The organism is Candidatus Nitrosacidococcus tergens (assembly GCF_902810445.1).
In the GTDB taxonomy this organism is placed as follows: Bacteria; Pseudomonadota; Gammaproteobacteria; order Nitrosococcales; family Nitrosococcaceae; genus Nitrosacidococcus; species Nitrosacidococcus tergens.
In genome coordinates this window covers 1,362,476-1,379,494 of sequence record NZ_LR778175.1, presented here as the reverse complement: position 1 = coordinate 1,379,494, position 17,019 = coordinate 1,362,476, and the positions used below count along the sequence as shown (strand labels likewise).

Sequence of the window (17,019 nt, the reverse complement as noted above, 5' to 3'; positions counted from 1 at the left end):
GCCATTAGCTATAAAAATGACGACAATTTTAGTACTGAAACCATCTTTATAGTTAGTTATGAGTATTCGATTCTTCAATCACTATGTAAGAGCAAGTTTTTTATTACTTGCATTTTTTGAAGTCACTATCTTATTACCTAGTATTTGGCTAACAATTTATACTATTTTTTTAGGTTGGTCTGATCTTCCTAAAGAGAGTATAGAAGCAATATGGATAAACGCAGGCATCTACGTATTGATTGTTACTGCTTCACTTGTAATTGCAGGGCTATATCGTCGCCGTCAATCCCAAGAAAGAATTGATATTCTTTATCATGTTGCTGCAGCTATATTTTTAGCTACTTTAGGGCTGGGGATTGTTTTTTATTTTATTCCAGATCTTTATCTGGGTAAGCGTATTTTTACTGCTGATATTATCACGACCTTTTTTGCTCTACTATCAATTAGATTTACTTTTTCTTACCTTCTTAGTTTAGAGTCCTTGCAGCGAAAATTACTCATTTTTGGGGCAGGTAAAAGGGCTAAAACTCTAGAGAATATGCATGATAATTTTAAGCAGCTTGGTATTCATATTATCGGTTATATTCCAATGTCTGATGAGCCTATTTTAGTTGCAAATGAGAATCTAGTAGAGATTAATATCTCTAATTTGCAAAAATATGTAATACAAAAAAATGTAGATGAAATTATTATTGCAACTAATGAATGCAGAGATGATTTACCTTTTGATGCACTACTGAGTTGTCGTCTATTAGGCATTGAGGTTATAGATATACTTGATTTTTTTGAACGAACAACGAGTAAAATTAAAATTGATATTATGGATCCTCGTTGGCTATTACTCGCTACAGGATTTAAAGGCTATTTTTTACGCCAAATAGGTAAGCGTACATTCGATATTGCTATAAGTATTATTCTAGTTATCCTTTGTGCCCCTCTTTTAATTTTTGCAACTATTGCTATTCTTTTAGAAAGCGGTCGCCCTATTTTGTACTATCAAAATCGTGTAGGAGAGGGAAATAAAATTTTCCGAATTTGGAAATTTCGTACGATGTATCAAAACGCAGAATCAGATGGAAAAGCACGTTGGGCTGCAAGTAACGACTCGAGAATTACCCCTATTGGCTGGTGGTTACGGCGTACTCGAATTGATGAGCTACCTCAAATTTTTAATATTATTCAAGGAAAAATGAGTTTTGTAGGTCCACGCCCAGAGCGCCCAGAATTTGTTGAAACTCTTGCTAAAAAAATCCCCTATTATAATCAGCGACATCGAATTAAACCAGGGTTAGCAGGATGGGCTCAAATTAGTTACCCCTATGGAAGTACAGAAGAGGATGCTCTTAAGAAGCTTGAATATGATCTTTATTATGTAAAGAATTATGGGTTTTTCTTTGATCTTATGATTCTACTTCAAACAGCTGAAGTAGTAGTCACAGGAAAGGGGGTTCGCTAATAAAATTTGTAAACCCCCGTTAAGTAATTAACTTCCTAATTTCTCTAATAGAGATTCTGCTTCATCGCGCTCTAAAAACGAATCATCAGAAGAAAGTAAATCCCGCAGTAGCTTTTTAGCACCCATAGTATCAGTACGTTTACTCTGTATAAGTGCTTGAACCTTATGAAATTGAATTGTCTGATTCTTAGGTAGTTTTTCTGCTGCTTTTTCCAGTAACTTTAAGGCTTTTGCTGGCTCACCTTGTTTTAACAGTAGTGTACCAAGAGTATCCATAACTTCAGGATTTTCTGGATCTAAAGTTAAGGCCTGTTGTGCATAGCCAAGTGCTCTCTTTGGATTCTCATCTCGCATTAGCCAAGCTAAATTGTTAAGTACAATGATATCTTCTGGTGCTTGATCATGGAGTTTAGTAAACGATGTTCTAGCTTGATCATTTTTACCAGAGATAAGGTAATTATTAGCTAATATAAGTCTTGCACTGAAATCATCAGGATGTTTTTTTAGCCATGCCTCTAGAGTAGTTAGGCTTTTTTGCTGTTGATTAGTTCGCCAATAAAGTTGGGAAAGCTGTATTGGCCAATAGTTGCTATCAGGAAAGCGATTTTGTGCTTGCTGATAAATTTCTATTGCTTTTTCAGGCTGATTTTCTTTGATAGCAAAGCCTGCCCTTAAATTGATGACTTCTCGATTATCAGGATAGTCTTTTTCCGCACTTTGTAGGTATTCATTAGCTTTATCCATTTTCTCTTCGCTCATTGCAATATAGGCCATCTGTAACTGAGCAGCTAGGTAGTGAGGGTCTAAATCTAGCGTATTTTTAAGAGATTTTTTAACTTCAGTAGCTTGCCCCATTTGGTTATATGCTTTAGCAAGCTCATAGTGTGCTGCCGCTGATTCAGGTTGTAATCGAACTAATTTTTTAAATAAATCCAATGCGGTACCAGTTTGTCCTGCTGCAAGCTGTGCTTTTCCAGTCAGTGCAACTAGTGCAGGATTTTCAGAATTATCTACCTGTACATCAGCAAGGGTTTCTAGAGCTTGTTTTGGCTGTTTTGCTTTAATATAATAATCAGCCAAAATCATTCGAGGTGCTAGTGCCTTAGGGTTAGTTTCTATAGCTTGCTCAATAAGCTTCTTAGTTTTTTTAACCTGTCCTTTTTTCTGTTCCAGATCTGCAAGCCTGAGCATAGTTTGTAAGTCATTAGGATATTCTTTAAGCACTTTCTTATAAAGAGTAGTTGCCTCTTCAAGATTATTCTTTAAAATCGCCAGGCTTGCTAATTGATGCGACGCATTAGGATCTCCAGGGGCAATTTTTAGTGCTTCTTCAAAAGAGGCTTTTGCTTTGTCGTTATCTCCTTTTCCAAGATATGCTCCTCCCATTAGGGTGAATGGCGTAGGGTTTTCTGGATATTTTTGGCGCATTAACTGTGCATTTTCTATAGCTTTATCAAACTCATGAGCACGTAAATAACTTAGAATCACTAACAGATCTGCTTGAGGTGTTTGGTTATTTAAATCCCTTGCTTTCTCTAGTGCTGCAGTACCTTCATTATGCTTTCCTAATAAATCTAAGCTTAACCCTAGCTTTGAATAAGCAAGAGCTGATTCCGGGTTTTCAACGGTTACTCTACGGAAATACTCTGCACTTTCTTTTGGGTTACCTTGCTTTAAAGCAACATCTCCCATTAAAGCAAGTGCCTGTGAATCATTAGGTGTTTTAGTGAGTACTTTGCTCAGTATTGATTTAGCACCATTGTAATCACCTTTACTAAGGCGTATCTCTCCTAATAGTTTTGCACCAGTGCTATTATCTGGTGATTGAGCTACAAACTGAGCTAAGTTTTTTTCTGCCTGTTCTATTTTACCTAACCTATATTGGGTTAATCCTAAATAAAAAAGAGCAGGAGTGTATTCTTGAACATTAAGTACTTTTTGAAAATCCTCCTCAGCATCAGGGTATTTTTTTTGTTCAAAATTTAATAAGCCATAACCATAATTAACAGTAGGATGATTAGGGTTTTTCTTTTTTAATATGTCAAGATCTTGTGCTGCACCTTCATAGTTTTTAAGAAAAATACGTACGAGTGCTCTATTTAAACGATCATCCTCATTGTTTTTCCTGAATTCAATAGCTTTTCCATAAGCTTGTTCAGCAGCTTCTGCATTTCCTTGATACCTTTCTAGGTTTCCTAATAAATTCCATGCGGGAGCAAATTCAGGGGAATTTTCTAAGACTTTATTTATTCCATTACGTGCACTATCAAACTCACCTTGAGCAGCTTCTATTTTAGCTTTCCCAAGATTAGCATCTCGATTATTAGGATTAATTTTAAGTGCAGCATTATAATATCTCTTTGCTTCTTCTAAATTATTTAACCCTAAGTAAGCCTCTCCTTGTAGAGGTAATAACTCCTCTTCAATATTTTTAGGTAAGTCTGGATATTTGGCAATACTATCTATCGCTTCCTGAAACTTACCTTGCAAAAATAGAGCACGAGTCAGAGGAATAACTCCATCCTGTGAAGGCAATCCAAATTTAATTGCTTTTTCTAGCTCCTTCTCACTAGCTGCTCCATTACTCGTTTGTATATAAGCTTTTCCAAGCAAGAGACGTGCCTCAGCGTTATCTGGAGATTTTTGTAATGCATTTTTTAGCTCTATAATTGCTGAACTTATGTCTTGTTTTTCTTGATACTCCTTAGCACGAGCAATATATTCTTCAGGAGTAAAGTCTTTACTACAGCTTATTAAGAAAAGCGATAGTAATAGAACAGCATTTAATTTCCTATTAATACGAAATGTAACCATAACTATTTTAGTTTATATATAAAGTTAATTTAATTAAAAAGTTATCCTATGGCTTATGAAATTCTTTCTATTTTAGAGAATACTCTAAATTCTTATTAAAAATAAGTACATATATCTCAATATTTTTTAAAAATAATATTAGAATGCTAATTATTACTAATATAAACTAATGGTAAATACTAATTTCTTATTTAGAGATTAGATTCTTAAAAAAAATTTCTTATGTAAAATATTGGTTTTTTATAGTAAATACTAAGATGCTAAAAATATTTTTTAAAAGCCATAAGTTTTGGTTTTTATATTTTGTACAGCCTATGATTATAAGTATTTTTCTTTTCGGTTGTGCAAGTAAGCCACTAGCCCCTGCAATAGCTACTCAAACAGAAAAAGCTCCCTACTATATTATTGGTCCTGGAGATCAATTAGAGATCTTTGTATGGGGAAATGAAGATATTTCAAGTAGTATTGCTGTACGTCCTGATGGGCGAATTAATTCCCCTCTTATTGAAGACCTTCAAGCTAGTGGAAAAACCCCTGCTGAACTAGCCCATGATATAGAGAATAGATTATCTACTTTTGTAAAAACACCAATCGTTACAGTGATGGTATCTGGTTTTGTAGGCCGGTTTAGTGAACAAATTAGAGTTGCTGGAGAAGCAGCCGAGCCTCAAGCATTGAGTTATATAGAAAATATGAGTCTACTTGATGTCATGATTCAGGTGGGCGGCCTTACAGAATTTGCTGCTGGAAATAGATCTACACTGATACGCACTGTAAATGGTGTGGCAAAGGAATATAGAGTACGACTCGATGATTTAGTTAAGAGTGGAGATATTACTGCAAATATTCAAATGCTCCCTGGGGATATCTTGATTATTCCTGAATCTTTCTTTTAAGTAAGAGAAAATTTATGCACGAGATTTGGCTGTTAGTCTATGAATATTGGTGTGGAATTAAGCGTTATCGCTGGTACGGTATAGCAATAGTATGGGCAGTTGCTATTTCTGGCTGGCTTTTTGTTATCAATATGCCTGATGAGTATGAATCTAAAGCAAGAGTTTATGTAGATACAGAATCCCTATTAGGTCCCCTACTTAAGGGATTAGCGGTTCGCCCTAATATAGATCAACGCCTTTCTATTATCACAAGAACGCTACTTAGCCGTCCTAATTTAGAAAAAGTGGTTGCTGAAACAGATATGAATTTATCTTTTACTACTGAGAAAGAAGAGGAGGATTTAGTAGAAAAACTTCAAAAGAAAATCAAATTAGGAGGGACTCGAGACAATTTATTTGAGATCTCATATCAAGCAAATAGTGCCTTTTTAGCACAAAAAGTAGTACAAACAATTTTAGATATTTTCGTCGAAAACACCCTGGGTACATCCCAAAATAAATCTTATCAGGCGGGGGAGTTTCTAGACAAACAAATCAAATCTTATCTAGAGCTGCTAAATGATTCTGAAGAGAAATTAATGAACTTTAAAAGGGAACATGTGGGATTAATGCCTAATGAAAAAGAGGGTTATTATTCTCGGCTACAAGGAAAAATGGCTGAGCTAGAACAGGCACATACTGAATTGAAAATAGCGACAGATCGGCGAGATGCGATTAAGCGTGAGTTAAGCGGTAAGACAGAAGATGGTGAAGAGAGTATTTTTATTGATCCAAATGCAAATAGTGGGCGTATTCAAGAATTACAAGACGAACTAGATGAATTAATGCTTAAATATACGGATAAACACCCCAGTATTGTAGAGTTACAAAAAAAGATTGATTCTTTAATCGATAAACCCTCAAAGAAGACTACAAGCTCTAAAGAAAACTCAGGAGAATCCAAAAAAATAAGTTACTACCAACAACAAATGCAAATTAGCTTGGCAGAAGCTGATGCTGAAATAGCAGCCCAAAAGGCACACATTAATTCTTTAGAATCGATCATAAATCGCTTAAAAGGCTTAGTAGATACCTTACCTAAAGTAGAGGCAGAACTGGCAAGTCTTACTCGAGACTACGGAGTTTATAAAAGAAACTATGAGGAATTATTAGAGCGCCGCCAATCAGCGAAAATGGGTAGAGACGTAGATGAATCTCCAGAGAGTATAAAATTCCGTATTATAGATCCACCAACTAAACCTACGGTGCCTATTGGTCCAAATCGACCTTTATTAGCTACGGCTGCATTTGTTCTCTCCATAGGCTCTGGTATCGCTTTTTCTTTTTTTCTGTTTATGTTAAAACCTGTTTTTTATACCCGACAACGATTTGAAAGTACAGTAGAAATTCCAGTACTAGGATTTGTCTCAATGATTCTTACGCCTCAAATAGTAAAAAAACAGAGGATTAATTTAATACTCTTTTCCCTCATGCTAAGTATATTAATTGCTGGATATAGTCTAATAATGGTCAATTATATCCTTAATATAAATATTTTTAGTAAATTTCATATTTAAAGTTATAAAGGTAAAATTTTTACTAATATCAGCATATTAAATAGAGTGCCACATATAAATAAAACTAGGACAGTTTGTATATGAGTAGTATTGAAAAGGCAATGGCACAGAAAAAAACATCTGTGCCTAGTTTTACTTTAGAGCCACCATCTTCTTTAAATCATCAGCCAGTACATGTTAAAAAGCATAATCTACATCATTTAGATAATTCGACTGAAGTCTCTGTAGGAGAGAGAATTAATTTAAATTTAGAGAATCTTGAACAAAGAGGCTTTATTACACCAAAGAATCCTAAAAGTAGAATTGCAGAAGAGTATCGTTTAATTAAACGCCCTATTTTAAAAAGTATTTTTAAAAATGAACAACTCGATGATAGCCCAAGTAACTTATTGATGGTAACCAGTGCTTTACAAGGAGAGGGTAAAACGTTTACCGCAGTTAATCTTGCGATTAGTATTGCAATGGAATATAACCATGAAGTTTTACTAATAGATGCAGATACGATCAAACCAGAGACAAGTAAAATATTTGGAATTCAAAAAAAACATGGGCTCATGGAAATATTACAGGGTACAGCATACGAATCAGATGTAATTCTCAATACTAATATTCCAAGCCTCTATGTTATTGGTTCTGGGGAAAATCATCCCTTTGCAACAGAATTACTTGCTAGTCAGCAAATGTTAGGTTTTGTAACTAATCTTGCTAAAAAACATCCACACTGGGTAATTATTTTTGATACACCACCTTTATTAATGACTACCCAATCTAGTGTTTTAGCTCATTTTATGAGTCAAATAATATTTGTAATAAGTGCTGGTAATACCTTACAAACTGCAGCAAAAGAAGCAATTGCTATGCTGGATCAAACAGAACAAGTTGTTTGGGGAGTGATAAATAAAAGCCAGCAATCTATGGGATCATCATATAGTTATGGCTACGGAGAGAAGAATTATGACTAGTTATATATTCTATTAAAATAGTGCAGTTATTAAAATATCCTACTCTCTCCGTTGGATTACTATCTTTACTAATAAGTAGTCTTGCTTTTGGAGATCTCCCCACTAGTATTAAAAAGCCTACCGCTGAAGATCCTACTACTAAAGAAGCTACTGACAATAGGCCTACTCCAGGCAAACCTATTGCCGAAAAAGCTAAGGAAGGCCCTGGGAAATCATGGAGGCTTTTTCCTATGTTTAGACTGGCTGAAATTTATCTAAATAATACTAACCTAGGCTCATCTGAAACTGCTCAAGGAGCTTATATCACCGAAATTATGCCGGGATTTTCTTTTCAGAAAATGGGAGGTCGAGTTAAGACAAGTACTATGTATTTTTTAGAAGACCTTGTATTTGCTGGTGGAAGTGAAGGGGTTTCAAATCGACTTTTTCATGATCTCTATAGCATTACAAGAGCAGAAGTGCTTAAAAATCATTTATTTCTAAATGTAGGTCTTATGGGATTTCAAATTTTAGATAACCCTGTGCTATCTCCTTTTGGGAGTTTCGGAAATTTTGGTGGTTTTGGCGGTTTAGGCGAAGGTTTTGGCGGTATGGGTGGTTTTGGCGGTATGGGTGGTTTTGGCGGTATGGGTGGTTTTGGCGGTATGGGCGGTATGGGCGGTATGGGCGGTATGGGCGGTATGGGCGGTATGGGCGGTATGGGCGGTATGGGCGGTATGGGCGGTATGGGCGGTATGGGCGGTATGGGCGGTATGGGCGGTGGCTCCTGTGCTGGTAATAGAAATAACAGTATGGGTGGTATGGGTGGTATGGGTGGTATGGGTGGTATGGGTGGTATGGGTGGTATGGGTGGTATGGGTGGTATGGGTGGTATGGGTGGTATGGGTGGTATGGGTGGTATGGGTGGTATGGGTGGTATGGGTGGTATTGGCGGTGGTTTTGGCGGTGGTTTTGGCGGTTTGGGCGGTGGTTTTGGCGGTTTGGGCGGTGGTTTTGGCGGTTTGGGCGGTTTTGGTGGCGGTCTTGGAAATGCAGTAGATTCTAATAATATTTCAACAATTATTACTGCACAGGCCTTTCCATCTTACTGTTGGAATTGGGGAGATACTGTTTCGGGAAATGCCATGTATGGACGACAGCAATTAGTAATTGCCCCCGGTAATCTAGCGGGAACCAGTTCAGATATGGTGATGGGTTCTATACAAAGTGGTCCTGCATTTGGAGATAGATTTGGCTGGTCAGCTATGACAGGTCAATATTTTTTAAATAGTAGAAATATGCCAGATACTAAATTTGGCTACGAAATGATTTCAGGTCGAGTACGTATATTTCCTAAACTATCTGCATTTGGAATCATTGGCTATGAGGATAATACTTTTGGGGCTGAAGGTAATATCGGAAGTTTTGGCAGAAGACCTAGCGGTATGATGTGGTATACAGGGTTATCTTATCAACCAAGTCGAAGAACTTTTATTCAGGGTGCTTATGGAGAGCGTTTTTTTGGACCTACGGGCTTTTTTAATGCTCGCTATAGTACAAAAAAGGATAGTGTTGGTGTGATGTATAACCAGCAATTTCTTACTTTTGATCAACTATTATTTTCTCAAGGCGGGCTAAATAGCGGGCCTATTATTACCTTACCAGGAATAACTAATGAGGCTTTTCTAAGCACCATGATGATGGCTTACTGGTCCCATTCACTAACAAGTAAAACTCGATTTATGCTCAATGCCTTTGAAATGGATCGGGATTTCCAAGCTGGGGAAAATTTCCAAGCTGGGGGAAGTAAAGAAACATTACAAGGTGGATCTGCTTATTGGAGCTGGCAGTTTAATCAACGTACAGGCATGTTTCTTGGCGGTATGATGATGAATACTTTATTTTCAACCCCCAGCTCTCCAACCTCTCTAGGGGCTTCAGGTACAGGTAAAATGTGGAATGCTTCTTTTAGTGTATATCATAGCTTCGATCCTAAACTCAGTGTAATGTTAAGATATATGTATGGACAAGGGGAAATGCCAGATCTAGCTAATTTTGGTGGGTCATTCGGTGGTTTGAGTGGATTTGGTCTAGGTGGGTTTGGAGGTGGTTTAGGTAGTACTGGAGGAGATTATACTTTAAATATGATTATGGCAATGCTTATGGCAAGATTTTAAGTAACTTATAGCTTAATATTTAGTAGATTAGAGGAGCTTCTCTCTCAATGCAAAAAAACAACCTTACCAATGCGATGAGTGTAGATGTGGAAGATTATTTCCAAGTTTCTGCTTTTGAAAAAGTAATTTCTAGAGATTCCTGGGATAATTTAAATCACCGAGTTGAGCAAAATACAGATCGAATTTTACAGATTTTTTCTAACTGCAATATTCACGCTACTTTTTTTATGCTAGGTTGGGTGGCAGAGCACTACCCTAATTTAGTACGCCGCATTGTGGAATCAGGTCATGAGCTTGCATCTCATGGTTATAATCATATAAGAGTGACGACTCAAAATCCTAAAAGCTTTAAAGAGGATGTGTCTCGCACTAAAAAATTACTAGAAGATTTATCTGGAATTTCAGTCGTAGGCTATCGGGCAGCTAGTTACTCTATTGGCAGAAATAATTTATGGGCTCATGAGATATTAGCAGATACTGGATATCGTTATAGCTCTAGCATTTATCCAGTTCGACATGATCTTTACGGAATGCCAGAGGCGCCTAGATTTGCATTTCAAACCCCTAAAGCACTACTACTTGAAATCCCAATTAGTACAGTCCGCCTATTTAAGCAGAATTTTCCTTGTGGTGGAGGCGGGTATTTCCGGCTTTTTCCTTATCGTTTATCCCGTTGGGCACTACGTAGAGTAAACCAAAAAGATAATCAGCCTTGTGTTTTTTATTTTCATCCTTGGGAAATTGATCCAGAACAACCTCAGCAAAAGAATCTTAAACTAAAAACCCGAATCCGCCATTATCTTAATCTTAAGAGAATGGAAAAACGACTCATACGGTTAATTTCTGAATTTCACTGGGATCGTATTGATAAGGTTTTTCCCTCAAAAATATAAATAGCGATTAATTATGAATAATAATACACCACTATTAGAAGATAAAGTACTAGGGCTAAGCGTGAAATTCCTTGATGAAGAACGCAAGATAATTTGGGATCAGTTTGTGGAAGCTTACCCGGAAGGTACTTTTTTTCATCTTTCAGGTTGGAAAGAAGTATTAGAACGTACTTATCAACACAAAACTTATTACCTTTATGCAGAACAAAAAGAGCAAATTATCGGCGTACTCCCTCTAGGGCATATTCATAGCTATTTATTTGGAAATGCTCTAATTTCAACTCCATTTTGTGTCTATGGTGGTGCTATAGGATCTGAGGAAGCATGTAAATTTTTAACCCAAGCGGCCCATAAATTGGCATGGGATTTAGGGGTAGATTATCTCGAGCTGCGTAATCTTACATTAAGAGATCCCACTTGGCATCGAAGCGATCTATACGTTACTTTTCGCAAGGAAATTGATCCAGATTCAGATAAGAATCTTGCAGCAATTCCCAGAAAACAACGGGCTATGGTACGAAAAGGTATAGATACTGGGTTACTAAGTATTATAGATACAGATATTGATCGATTTTTTCAGCTTTATTCAGAAAGTACCCGTAATTTAGGGACCCCTGTTTTTCCAAAATATTATTTTCAAGTCCTTAAAGAAGTGTTTGGAGATCGTTGTCAAATACTTACCATACTGCACAATTACTATCCAGTCAGTAGCGTAATGAGTTTTTATTTTCGAGATGAAGTATTGCCTTACTATGGAGGAGGATCAGAAAAAGCAAGAGATATAAAAGCCAATGATTTTATGTACTGGGAACTTATGCGTCGATCTGCTGAACATGGAATAAAAATTTTTGACTATGGACGGAGTAAACTCAATACAGGATCTTATCGCTTTAAAACTCATTGGGGCTTTAAACCAGAACCTCTATATTATGAATATAAACTTATTAAGGCAGATAAGATGCCAGAGAAAAATCCACTTAATCCTCGTTATCGCTTTTTTATTAAAGCGTGGAAACGTCTACCTTTACCATTAGCCCAGTTCATAGGACCTTTAATTGCACGTAATCTTGGATAGATGGATATCGAATCAAAGGGTGATTTGTTATTTCTTGCTCATAGAATACCTTATCCTCCGAATAAAGGAGATAAGATACGATCTTATCATTTATTAAGTTTTCTTGCCCGCTATTATCGGGTGCATGTGGGTGCTTTTATAGACGATCCCGAGGATTGGCAATATGTTTCCCATCTTCAAGCGTTGTGTAAAGGTGAGGCATTATTACGCCCTCTATCTCGAAATCAGGCATTATTTAGGTCCCTTGTAGGGCTAACTACAAAAAAACCTCTTGGGCTAGCCTATTATCAAGATGATTCCATGACTAAATGGGTGCAAGAAATCGCAAGGTGTTATACATTAAAGAAAGTCTTTATTTTTTCATCTACGATGGCACAGTATTTAAAATATCTACCACTAAGTCTATCAACTATAGTTGATTTCGTAGATGTGGATTCAGAAAAATGGCGAGCTTATAGTAAAACCTCATTTCTTCCTCTTTCATGGATTTATAAACGAGAAGCGAATGCTTTATTAGATTTTGAGAAAGAAATAGCTAGTCAGGTAGGAGCTTCAATATTTGTTTCACAAGCAGAGGCAAAATTGTTTTGTACCTTAGCACCAGATTTATCAGAGAAGATTTTTTCTATCTCTAATGGAGTAGATATAGATTTCTTCTCTCCAGATCATTGTTTTCCTTCCCCCTATAATCCAGAAAGTAAGGTCCTAGTTTTTACTGGTGCTATGGATTATCGCCCTAATATTGATGCAGTGGTTTGGTTTACAAAGCATATTTTTCCTAAAATTTTAAAGGAAGTTCCTTCCGCTCGTTTCTATATTGTGGGATCCCATCCAGCAAAACCAGTACGTGCGTTAATTTCTCACGATCATATTTATGTAACTGGATCCGTACCTGATGTGCGTCCTTATTTAGCCCATGCTAGTGGTGTGGTTGCTCCATTGCGGATTGCTCGAGGAATTCAAAATAAAATGCTTGAAGCTATGGCAATGGCCAAGCCTATATTAGCTACACCAGAAGCAGCAGAGGGCATTGAACTACCACAAGCTTGTCATGCTCTAATTGGTAAGGGTATTGAAGAATTAGTTACAAAAGGAGTTAATTTGTTACAAAAGGGAGATGAGCTAAATGCAGGTAAAATCGGTAGAAATTATGTACTTAATAACTATTGTTGGGAGCATCACCTTCAATCTCTTTCCCAGTTACCTAATAAATAAAAATTTTTGGCTTAGTCCTCAATTTAACAAATTAAAAATACCTTTCTCACAAAAAGGAAAATTGCTGTGAATACTATAAAGGAAGAATATAAGTACCAAGTACATACTAGCTGGGGCTCTAGATGGGTATTTGCTGCCAGTACAGTGAGTTTTATCCTTATTGCCTTATTGCTGATTTATAGAGATACACTTACTTCTATCATAGCTATTTGGCTACGATCTGAAACATTTACCCATGGAATTCTCATTTTTCCTATTAGTGGCTATATGATTTGGACAAGAAGAAAAGAACTTCAGCAAATCCAGCCAAAACCACAACCTGTAGCCATAGTACTTATTTGTTTAATCGCAATAGGATGGTTACTGGCCCACATTGCAGCAGTACAGTTTGCACAGCAATTATTATTTATTGCACTACTTATCGGTATAACATGGGGCATTCTTGGCAGTAGAGTAGTACGTGCTCTAACATTTCCACTTGCTTATTTATTTTTTGCAGTACCTATTGGAGAGGCATTGATTCCTCCATTGCAAGACTTTACTGCCTATGTTTCAGTCAAAGGTCTCCAAATGACAGGAGTACCTGTTTATTTAGAGGGCCTCTATATTACTATCCCTTCCGGCACTTTTGAAGTTGCAGAAGCGTGTAGTGGGCTAAGATATCTTATTTCTTCCCTTGCATTAGGTACACTTTATGCTTATTTAAGCTATCAAAGCTATTATAAACGGGCAATATTTATTGCATTTTCAATCATAGTACCTATTATTGCTAATGGTATTCGCGCTTATATGATTATTATGATTGCCTATCTAAGCAGTATGAAACTTGCTACGGGAATTGATCATATTATTTATGGCTGGATATTTTTTGGAGCAGTTATCTTTTTCCTATTTTGGGCAGGGTCTTTCTGGCGTGAGTCTAATATAGTCAACTCTATATCAGTCGATTCTCTTATTAATAGCAATACCTCTAACTCAAAAAAACAGTTTATTTTAACGGGATTATTGCTTATTACAGCAGCTAGTCTAGGACCAATAAGTGCAATTCAGTTATATAAACAACCAATAAATACTGCCTGTACTGTATCTATTCCTAAAGGCAGCTTAAACTGGTCAGGTCCGTTTCATCCAAGTGATGTTTGGGATCCAAGCTTCCCATCGACAGAACAAGATACTCGTCAAGTTTATTCATTGAATAATGAAAAAAATAAAGAAATACAAATTCTTACGATTTATTATCCGGAAGAAACCCAAGATTCAGAGCTGATAAACTCTCAAAACCACCTTTATGATGGTAAGGTATGGCAACGAGTTTCTGAGGAGAATCAACTTGTTGCTCTAGAAGGAAAAAATTTTCAAGTACGAGAATTAGTCATGCGATCAACTAATGGTTATCGCTTAGTTTGGTATTGGTATAATATCTCTGGGTGGCAAACAATAAATTTAATAAAAGCAAAAATATTTGAGGCTTGGGGCAAATTAATTCATCCTCAAACACATGGATCCATATTAATTGCAGTAGCTACTGATATTATAAACACAGTAGAGGTGGAAAAATCCAAGAGGCTCTTATCAAAATTCCTAAATGAGAACCCAGCAACTACTTCGCCAAGATCAATACTAGCATGTAAATAATACATGAATACTCGAAAAAACCATCCAATCATCGTACATATCATTTTTCGCTTACAGACGGGTGGACTAGAAAATGGGTTAGTCAATATTATTAATCATACTGATAATCAATATCAGCACCATATTGTATGTATTAAGCACACGACAGAATTTTCTAAGCGACTTCACTCTAACATTCCTATTTATGAATTACATAAAAAAGAGGGTAGAGATCTTTCGATTTATGCTCATATCTGGAAATTACTGCGGAATATAAAACCAGATATCGTACATACACGTAACCTTGCAGCATTAGAAATGCAAATCCCTGCTACACTTGCGGGAGTTAAAATACGTATTCATGGAGAACATGGCTGGGATATTCATGATCCAGAAGGAAAAAATTGGCATTATCGTTTGATACGGCGGCTATACCGCCCTTTCGTTCATCGATATATTGCCTTATCCCAACCTACTGTAAATTATTTACATCAAAGCATAAATGTTCCTACATCTTATATTACACCAATTTATAACGGCGTAGATACAGAGCGTTTTTTCCCTAACAAAGATCAATCGGTATTACCTTCAGGGTTTGCAGATAGCAATTGCTTAATTATTGGCACAGTAGGTCGGTTAGAACCAATAAAGAATCAGATCACTCTAATTCAGGCCTTTATCAATTTAGTAAAACAAATACCTGATAGTAAGAAATTTTTACGACTTATTATCGTAGGAGAGGGATCTCTACGATCTCAAATTGAAGATTTAATTAAAGAAGAAAAATTAGAGGGTTTAATTTGGCTTGCAGGGGATCGCAAAGATATTCCTACATTATTACAATCTATGGATATTTTTGTTTTACCTTCACTTGCTGAAGGTATTTCTAACACTATTTTAGAAGCAATGGCAACAGGACTACCTGTAATTGCTACTCACGTGGGAGGTAATCCAGAATTAGTAACTGAAAATACGGGTATACTCGTCCCAAAGGCAGACTCTAAGGCGGTTTCAAAAGCGTTAGCTACATATATTAATAGTGCTCAACTGATAAAAAATCATGGTCAGTCAGGGCGAAAACGAGTAAAAGAAAAATTTGCAATCCAAACAATGGTAGATAATTACATAAATGTTTATAATTCGTTATTAGCAGCTACATAGAAAATAATCTATTAGCAGGCATTAGTTTATTAGTATATAAAAATAATGAGTCTTACCAACAAAAAAATAATGTGCATTGTAGGTGCACGTCCTAATTTTATTAAAATTGCTCCTATCATGGCTGCTCTCAATGGAGTAGTACCTTTAATACTAGTCCACACAGGTCAACACTATGACTCTACTATGCAGGAGTTATTTTTTCAGCAGCTTGGAATTCCGAAGCCAGATATTAATTTGGAAGTAGGCAGCGCTAGTCATGGTTTGCAAACTGGTACTATTATGCAACGCTTTGAGCCAATTATTGATGAAATAAACCCATCCTTAGTACTTGTTGTTGGTGATGTAAATTCAACTATTGCTTGTGCCTTAGTTGCTGCTAAAAAACAAATTCCTATAGCTCATGTAGAAGCAGGGTTGCGTAGCTTTGATCGTTCTATGCCTGAGGAAATTAATAGAGTTTTAACTGATCAAATATCTGATTTACTTTTTACTACTGAGCGATCTGCAAAAGAAAACTTGCTTCGAGAAGGAATAGACGAAAAACGCATCCATTTTGTAGGTAATGTTATGATTGATAGCTTACAAATTCATCGCTTGAAAGCCGTATCTCCAGCAGAGACTTTAAAGAATCTTAATATAGAGATCCCGCTCCTGCTTAAGGAGTTTGATAAAAATTACGCAGTACTTACTCTGCACCGGCCTGCTAATGTGGATAATCCCTCAGTATTGAAAGATATACTTTTACTGATACAAAATATAAGCGAGCAAATTCCTATTATTTTCCCATTGCATCCTCGAACAAGTGCTATGCTTAAAAAAAATGGATTGTTGGAAACGTTAGGGCAATCATCAAATATAATCTGTACTCCTCCAGCCGGTTACCTAGAAATGCTAGGGTTAATGGATAAAGCTAAATTAGTATTAACTGATTCTGGAGGTATTCAAGAAGAAACTACTGCCTTAGGTGTACCGTGTATCACGCTTCGTGATAATACAGAACGTCCTATTACTGTGGAAAAGGGTACAAATACTATTGTGGGCATAGATCCAAGCCGAGTTATGGCTGCTATTCGTAATGTGCTTACAACAGGTGGAAAAATAGGGCGTATCCCAGAGTTATGGGATGGTAGAGCAGCGTTTCGAATCAAAGAGGTTTTACTAAATTGTCTCTAATAATTAAGTATTAAAAAATTTACTACCCATCTTTTATAAAATTTCATT

The 17,019-nt window shown here is 36.4% G+C and carries 12 protein-coding genes; 11 read left to right on the top strand and 1 reads right to left on the bottom strand.

The window, feature by feature from the left end; translation table 11 throughout:
- Positions 1-58: 58 nt before the first annotated feature.
- On the top strand, positions 59-1,456 hold the full coding sequence (locus NSCAC_RS06625) for a TIGR03013 family XrtA/PEP-CTERM system glycosyltransferase (protein ID WP_197744037.1): 1,398 nt from the start codon (positions 59-61) through the stop codon (positions 1,454-1,456).
- 27 nt (positions 1,457-1,483) lie between these two features.
- Here the strand turns inward: NSCAC_RS06625 and prsT are convergent, their stop codons facing one another.
- Complete coding sequence (prsT, locus tag NSCAC_RS06620; protein ID WP_197744036.1) at positions 1,484-4,270, bottom strand: XrtA/PEP-CTERM system TPR-repeat protein PrsT; 2,787 nt, start codon at positions 4,268-4,270, stop codon at positions 1,484-1,486.
- 314 nt (positions 4,271-4,584) lie between these two features.
- Here prsT and NSCAC_RS06615 point away from each other — a divergent pair, with 314 nt between their 5' ends.
- From NSCAC_RS06615 to wecB, 10 genes are all read left to right on the top strand, one after another.
- Positions 4,585-5,166 carry an XrtA/PEP-CTERM system exopolysaccharide export protein gene (locus NSCAC_RS06615; protein WP_197744035.1) on the top strand — a complete coding sequence of 194 codons (582 nt, stop codon included), beginning with the start codon at positions 4,585-4,587 and terminating at the stop codon, positions 5,164-5,166.
- Between the two features lie 14 nt (positions 5,167-5,180).
- Positions 5,181-6,722, top strand: a complete 1,542-nt coding sequence (locus NSCAC_RS06610; protein ID WP_197744034.1) for an XrtA system polysaccharide chain length determinant — start codon at positions 5,181-5,183, stop codon at positions 6,720-6,722.
- Between the two features lie 80 nt (positions 6,723-6,802).
- Positions 6,803-7,684, top strand: a complete 882-nt coding sequence (locus NSCAC_RS06605) for a polysaccharide biosynthesis tyrosine autokinase (protein ID WP_197744033.1) — start codon at positions 6,803-6,805, stop codon at positions 7,682-7,684.
- Between the two features lie 20 nt (positions 7,685-7,704).
- Positions 7,705-9,840, top strand: coding sequence for a porin family protein (locus tag NSCAC_RS06600; RefSeq protein WP_197744032.1), 2,136 nt, complete (start codon positions 7,705-7,707; stop codon positions 9,838-9,840).
- Positions 9,841-9,887: 47 nt separating this feature from the next.
- Positions 9,888-10,733, top strand: a complete 846-nt coding sequence (locus NSCAC_RS06595) for an XrtA system polysaccharide deacetylase (RefSeq protein WP_232085909.1) — start codon at positions 9,888-9,890, stop codon at positions 10,731-10,733.
- Between the two features lie 13 nt (positions 10,734-10,746).
- The gene (locus tag NSCAC_RS06590; RefSeq protein ID WP_197744031.1) at positions 10,747-11,808 is read left to right on the top strand and encodes a FemAB family XrtA/PEP-CTERM system-associated protein; all 1,062 of its coding nucleotides are present in this window, start codon (positions 10,747-10,749) and stop codon (positions 11,806-11,808) included.
- Complete coding sequence (locus NSCAC_RS06585) at positions 11,809-13,023, top strand: TIGR03087 family PEP-CTERM/XrtA system glycosyltransferase (RefSeq protein WP_197744030.1); 1,215 nt, start codon at positions 11,809-11,811, stop codon at positions 13,021-13,023.
- A 66-nt stretch (positions 13,024-13,089) separates the two neighbouring features.
- A complete protein-coding gene (gene xrtA, locus NSCAC_RS06580) occupies positions 13,090-14,658 on the top strand; it encodes an exosortase A (protein ID WP_232085908.1) in 1,569 nt (522 codons plus the stop codon).
- Positions 14,659-14,661: 3 nt separating this feature from the next.
- A complete protein-coding gene (locus tag NSCAC_RS06575; protein WP_197744029.1) occupies positions 14,662-15,798 on the top strand; it encodes a TIGR03088 family PEP-CTERM/XrtA system glycosyltransferase in 1,137 nt (378 codons plus the stop codon).
- Between the two features lie 45 nt (positions 15,799-15,843).
- Positions 15,844-16,971, top strand: a complete 1,128-nt coding sequence (wecB, locus tag NSCAC_RS06570; protein WP_197744028.1) for a non-hydrolyzing UDP-N-acetylglucosamine 2-epimerase — start codon at positions 15,844-15,846, stop codon at positions 16,969-16,971.
- Positions 16,972-17,019 lie beyond the last annotated feature (48 nt).

Excerpts from the sequence above, each read along its gene's own strand:
- NSCAC_RS06625 (WP_197744037.1), top strand. The coding sequence starts at position 59 with ATGAGTATTCGATTCTTCAATCACTATGTAAGAGCAAGTTTTTTATTA.
- prsT (WP_197744036.1), bottom strand. The coding sequence starts at position 4,270 with ATGGTTACATTTCGTATTAATAGGAAATTAAATGCTGTTCTATTACTA.
- NSCAC_RS06615 (WP_197744035.1), top strand. The coding sequence starts at position 4,585 with ATGATTATAAGTATTTTTCTTTTCGGTTGTGCAAGTAAGCCACTAGCC.
- NSCAC_RS06610 (WP_197744034.1), top strand. The coding sequence starts at position 5,181 with ATGCACGAGATTTGGCTGTTAGTCTATGAATATTGGTGTGGAATTAAG.
- NSCAC_RS06605 (WP_197744033.1), top strand. The coding sequence starts at position 6,803 with ATGAGTAGTATTGAAAAGGCAATGGCACAGAAAAAAACATCTGTGCCT.
- NSCAC_RS06595 (WP_232085909.1), top strand. The coding sequence starts at position 9,888 with ATGCAAAAAAACAACCTTACCAATGCGATGAGTGTAGATGTGGAAGAT.
- NSCAC_RS06590 (WP_197744031.1), top strand. The coding sequence starts at position 10,747 with ATGAATAATAATACACCACTATTAGAAGATAAAGTACTAGGGCTAAGC.
- NSCAC_RS06585 (WP_197744030.1), top strand. The coding sequence starts at position 11,809 with ATGGATATCGAATCAAAGGGTGATTTGTTATTTCTTGCTCATAGAATA.
- NSCAC_RS06575 (WP_197744029.1), top strand. The coding sequence starts at position 14,662 with ATGAATACTCGAAAAAACCATCCAATCATCGTACATATCATTTTTCGC.
- wecB (WP_197744028.1), top strand. The coding sequence starts at position 15,844 with ATGAGTCTTACCAACAAAAAAATAATGTGCATTGTAGGTGCACGTCCT.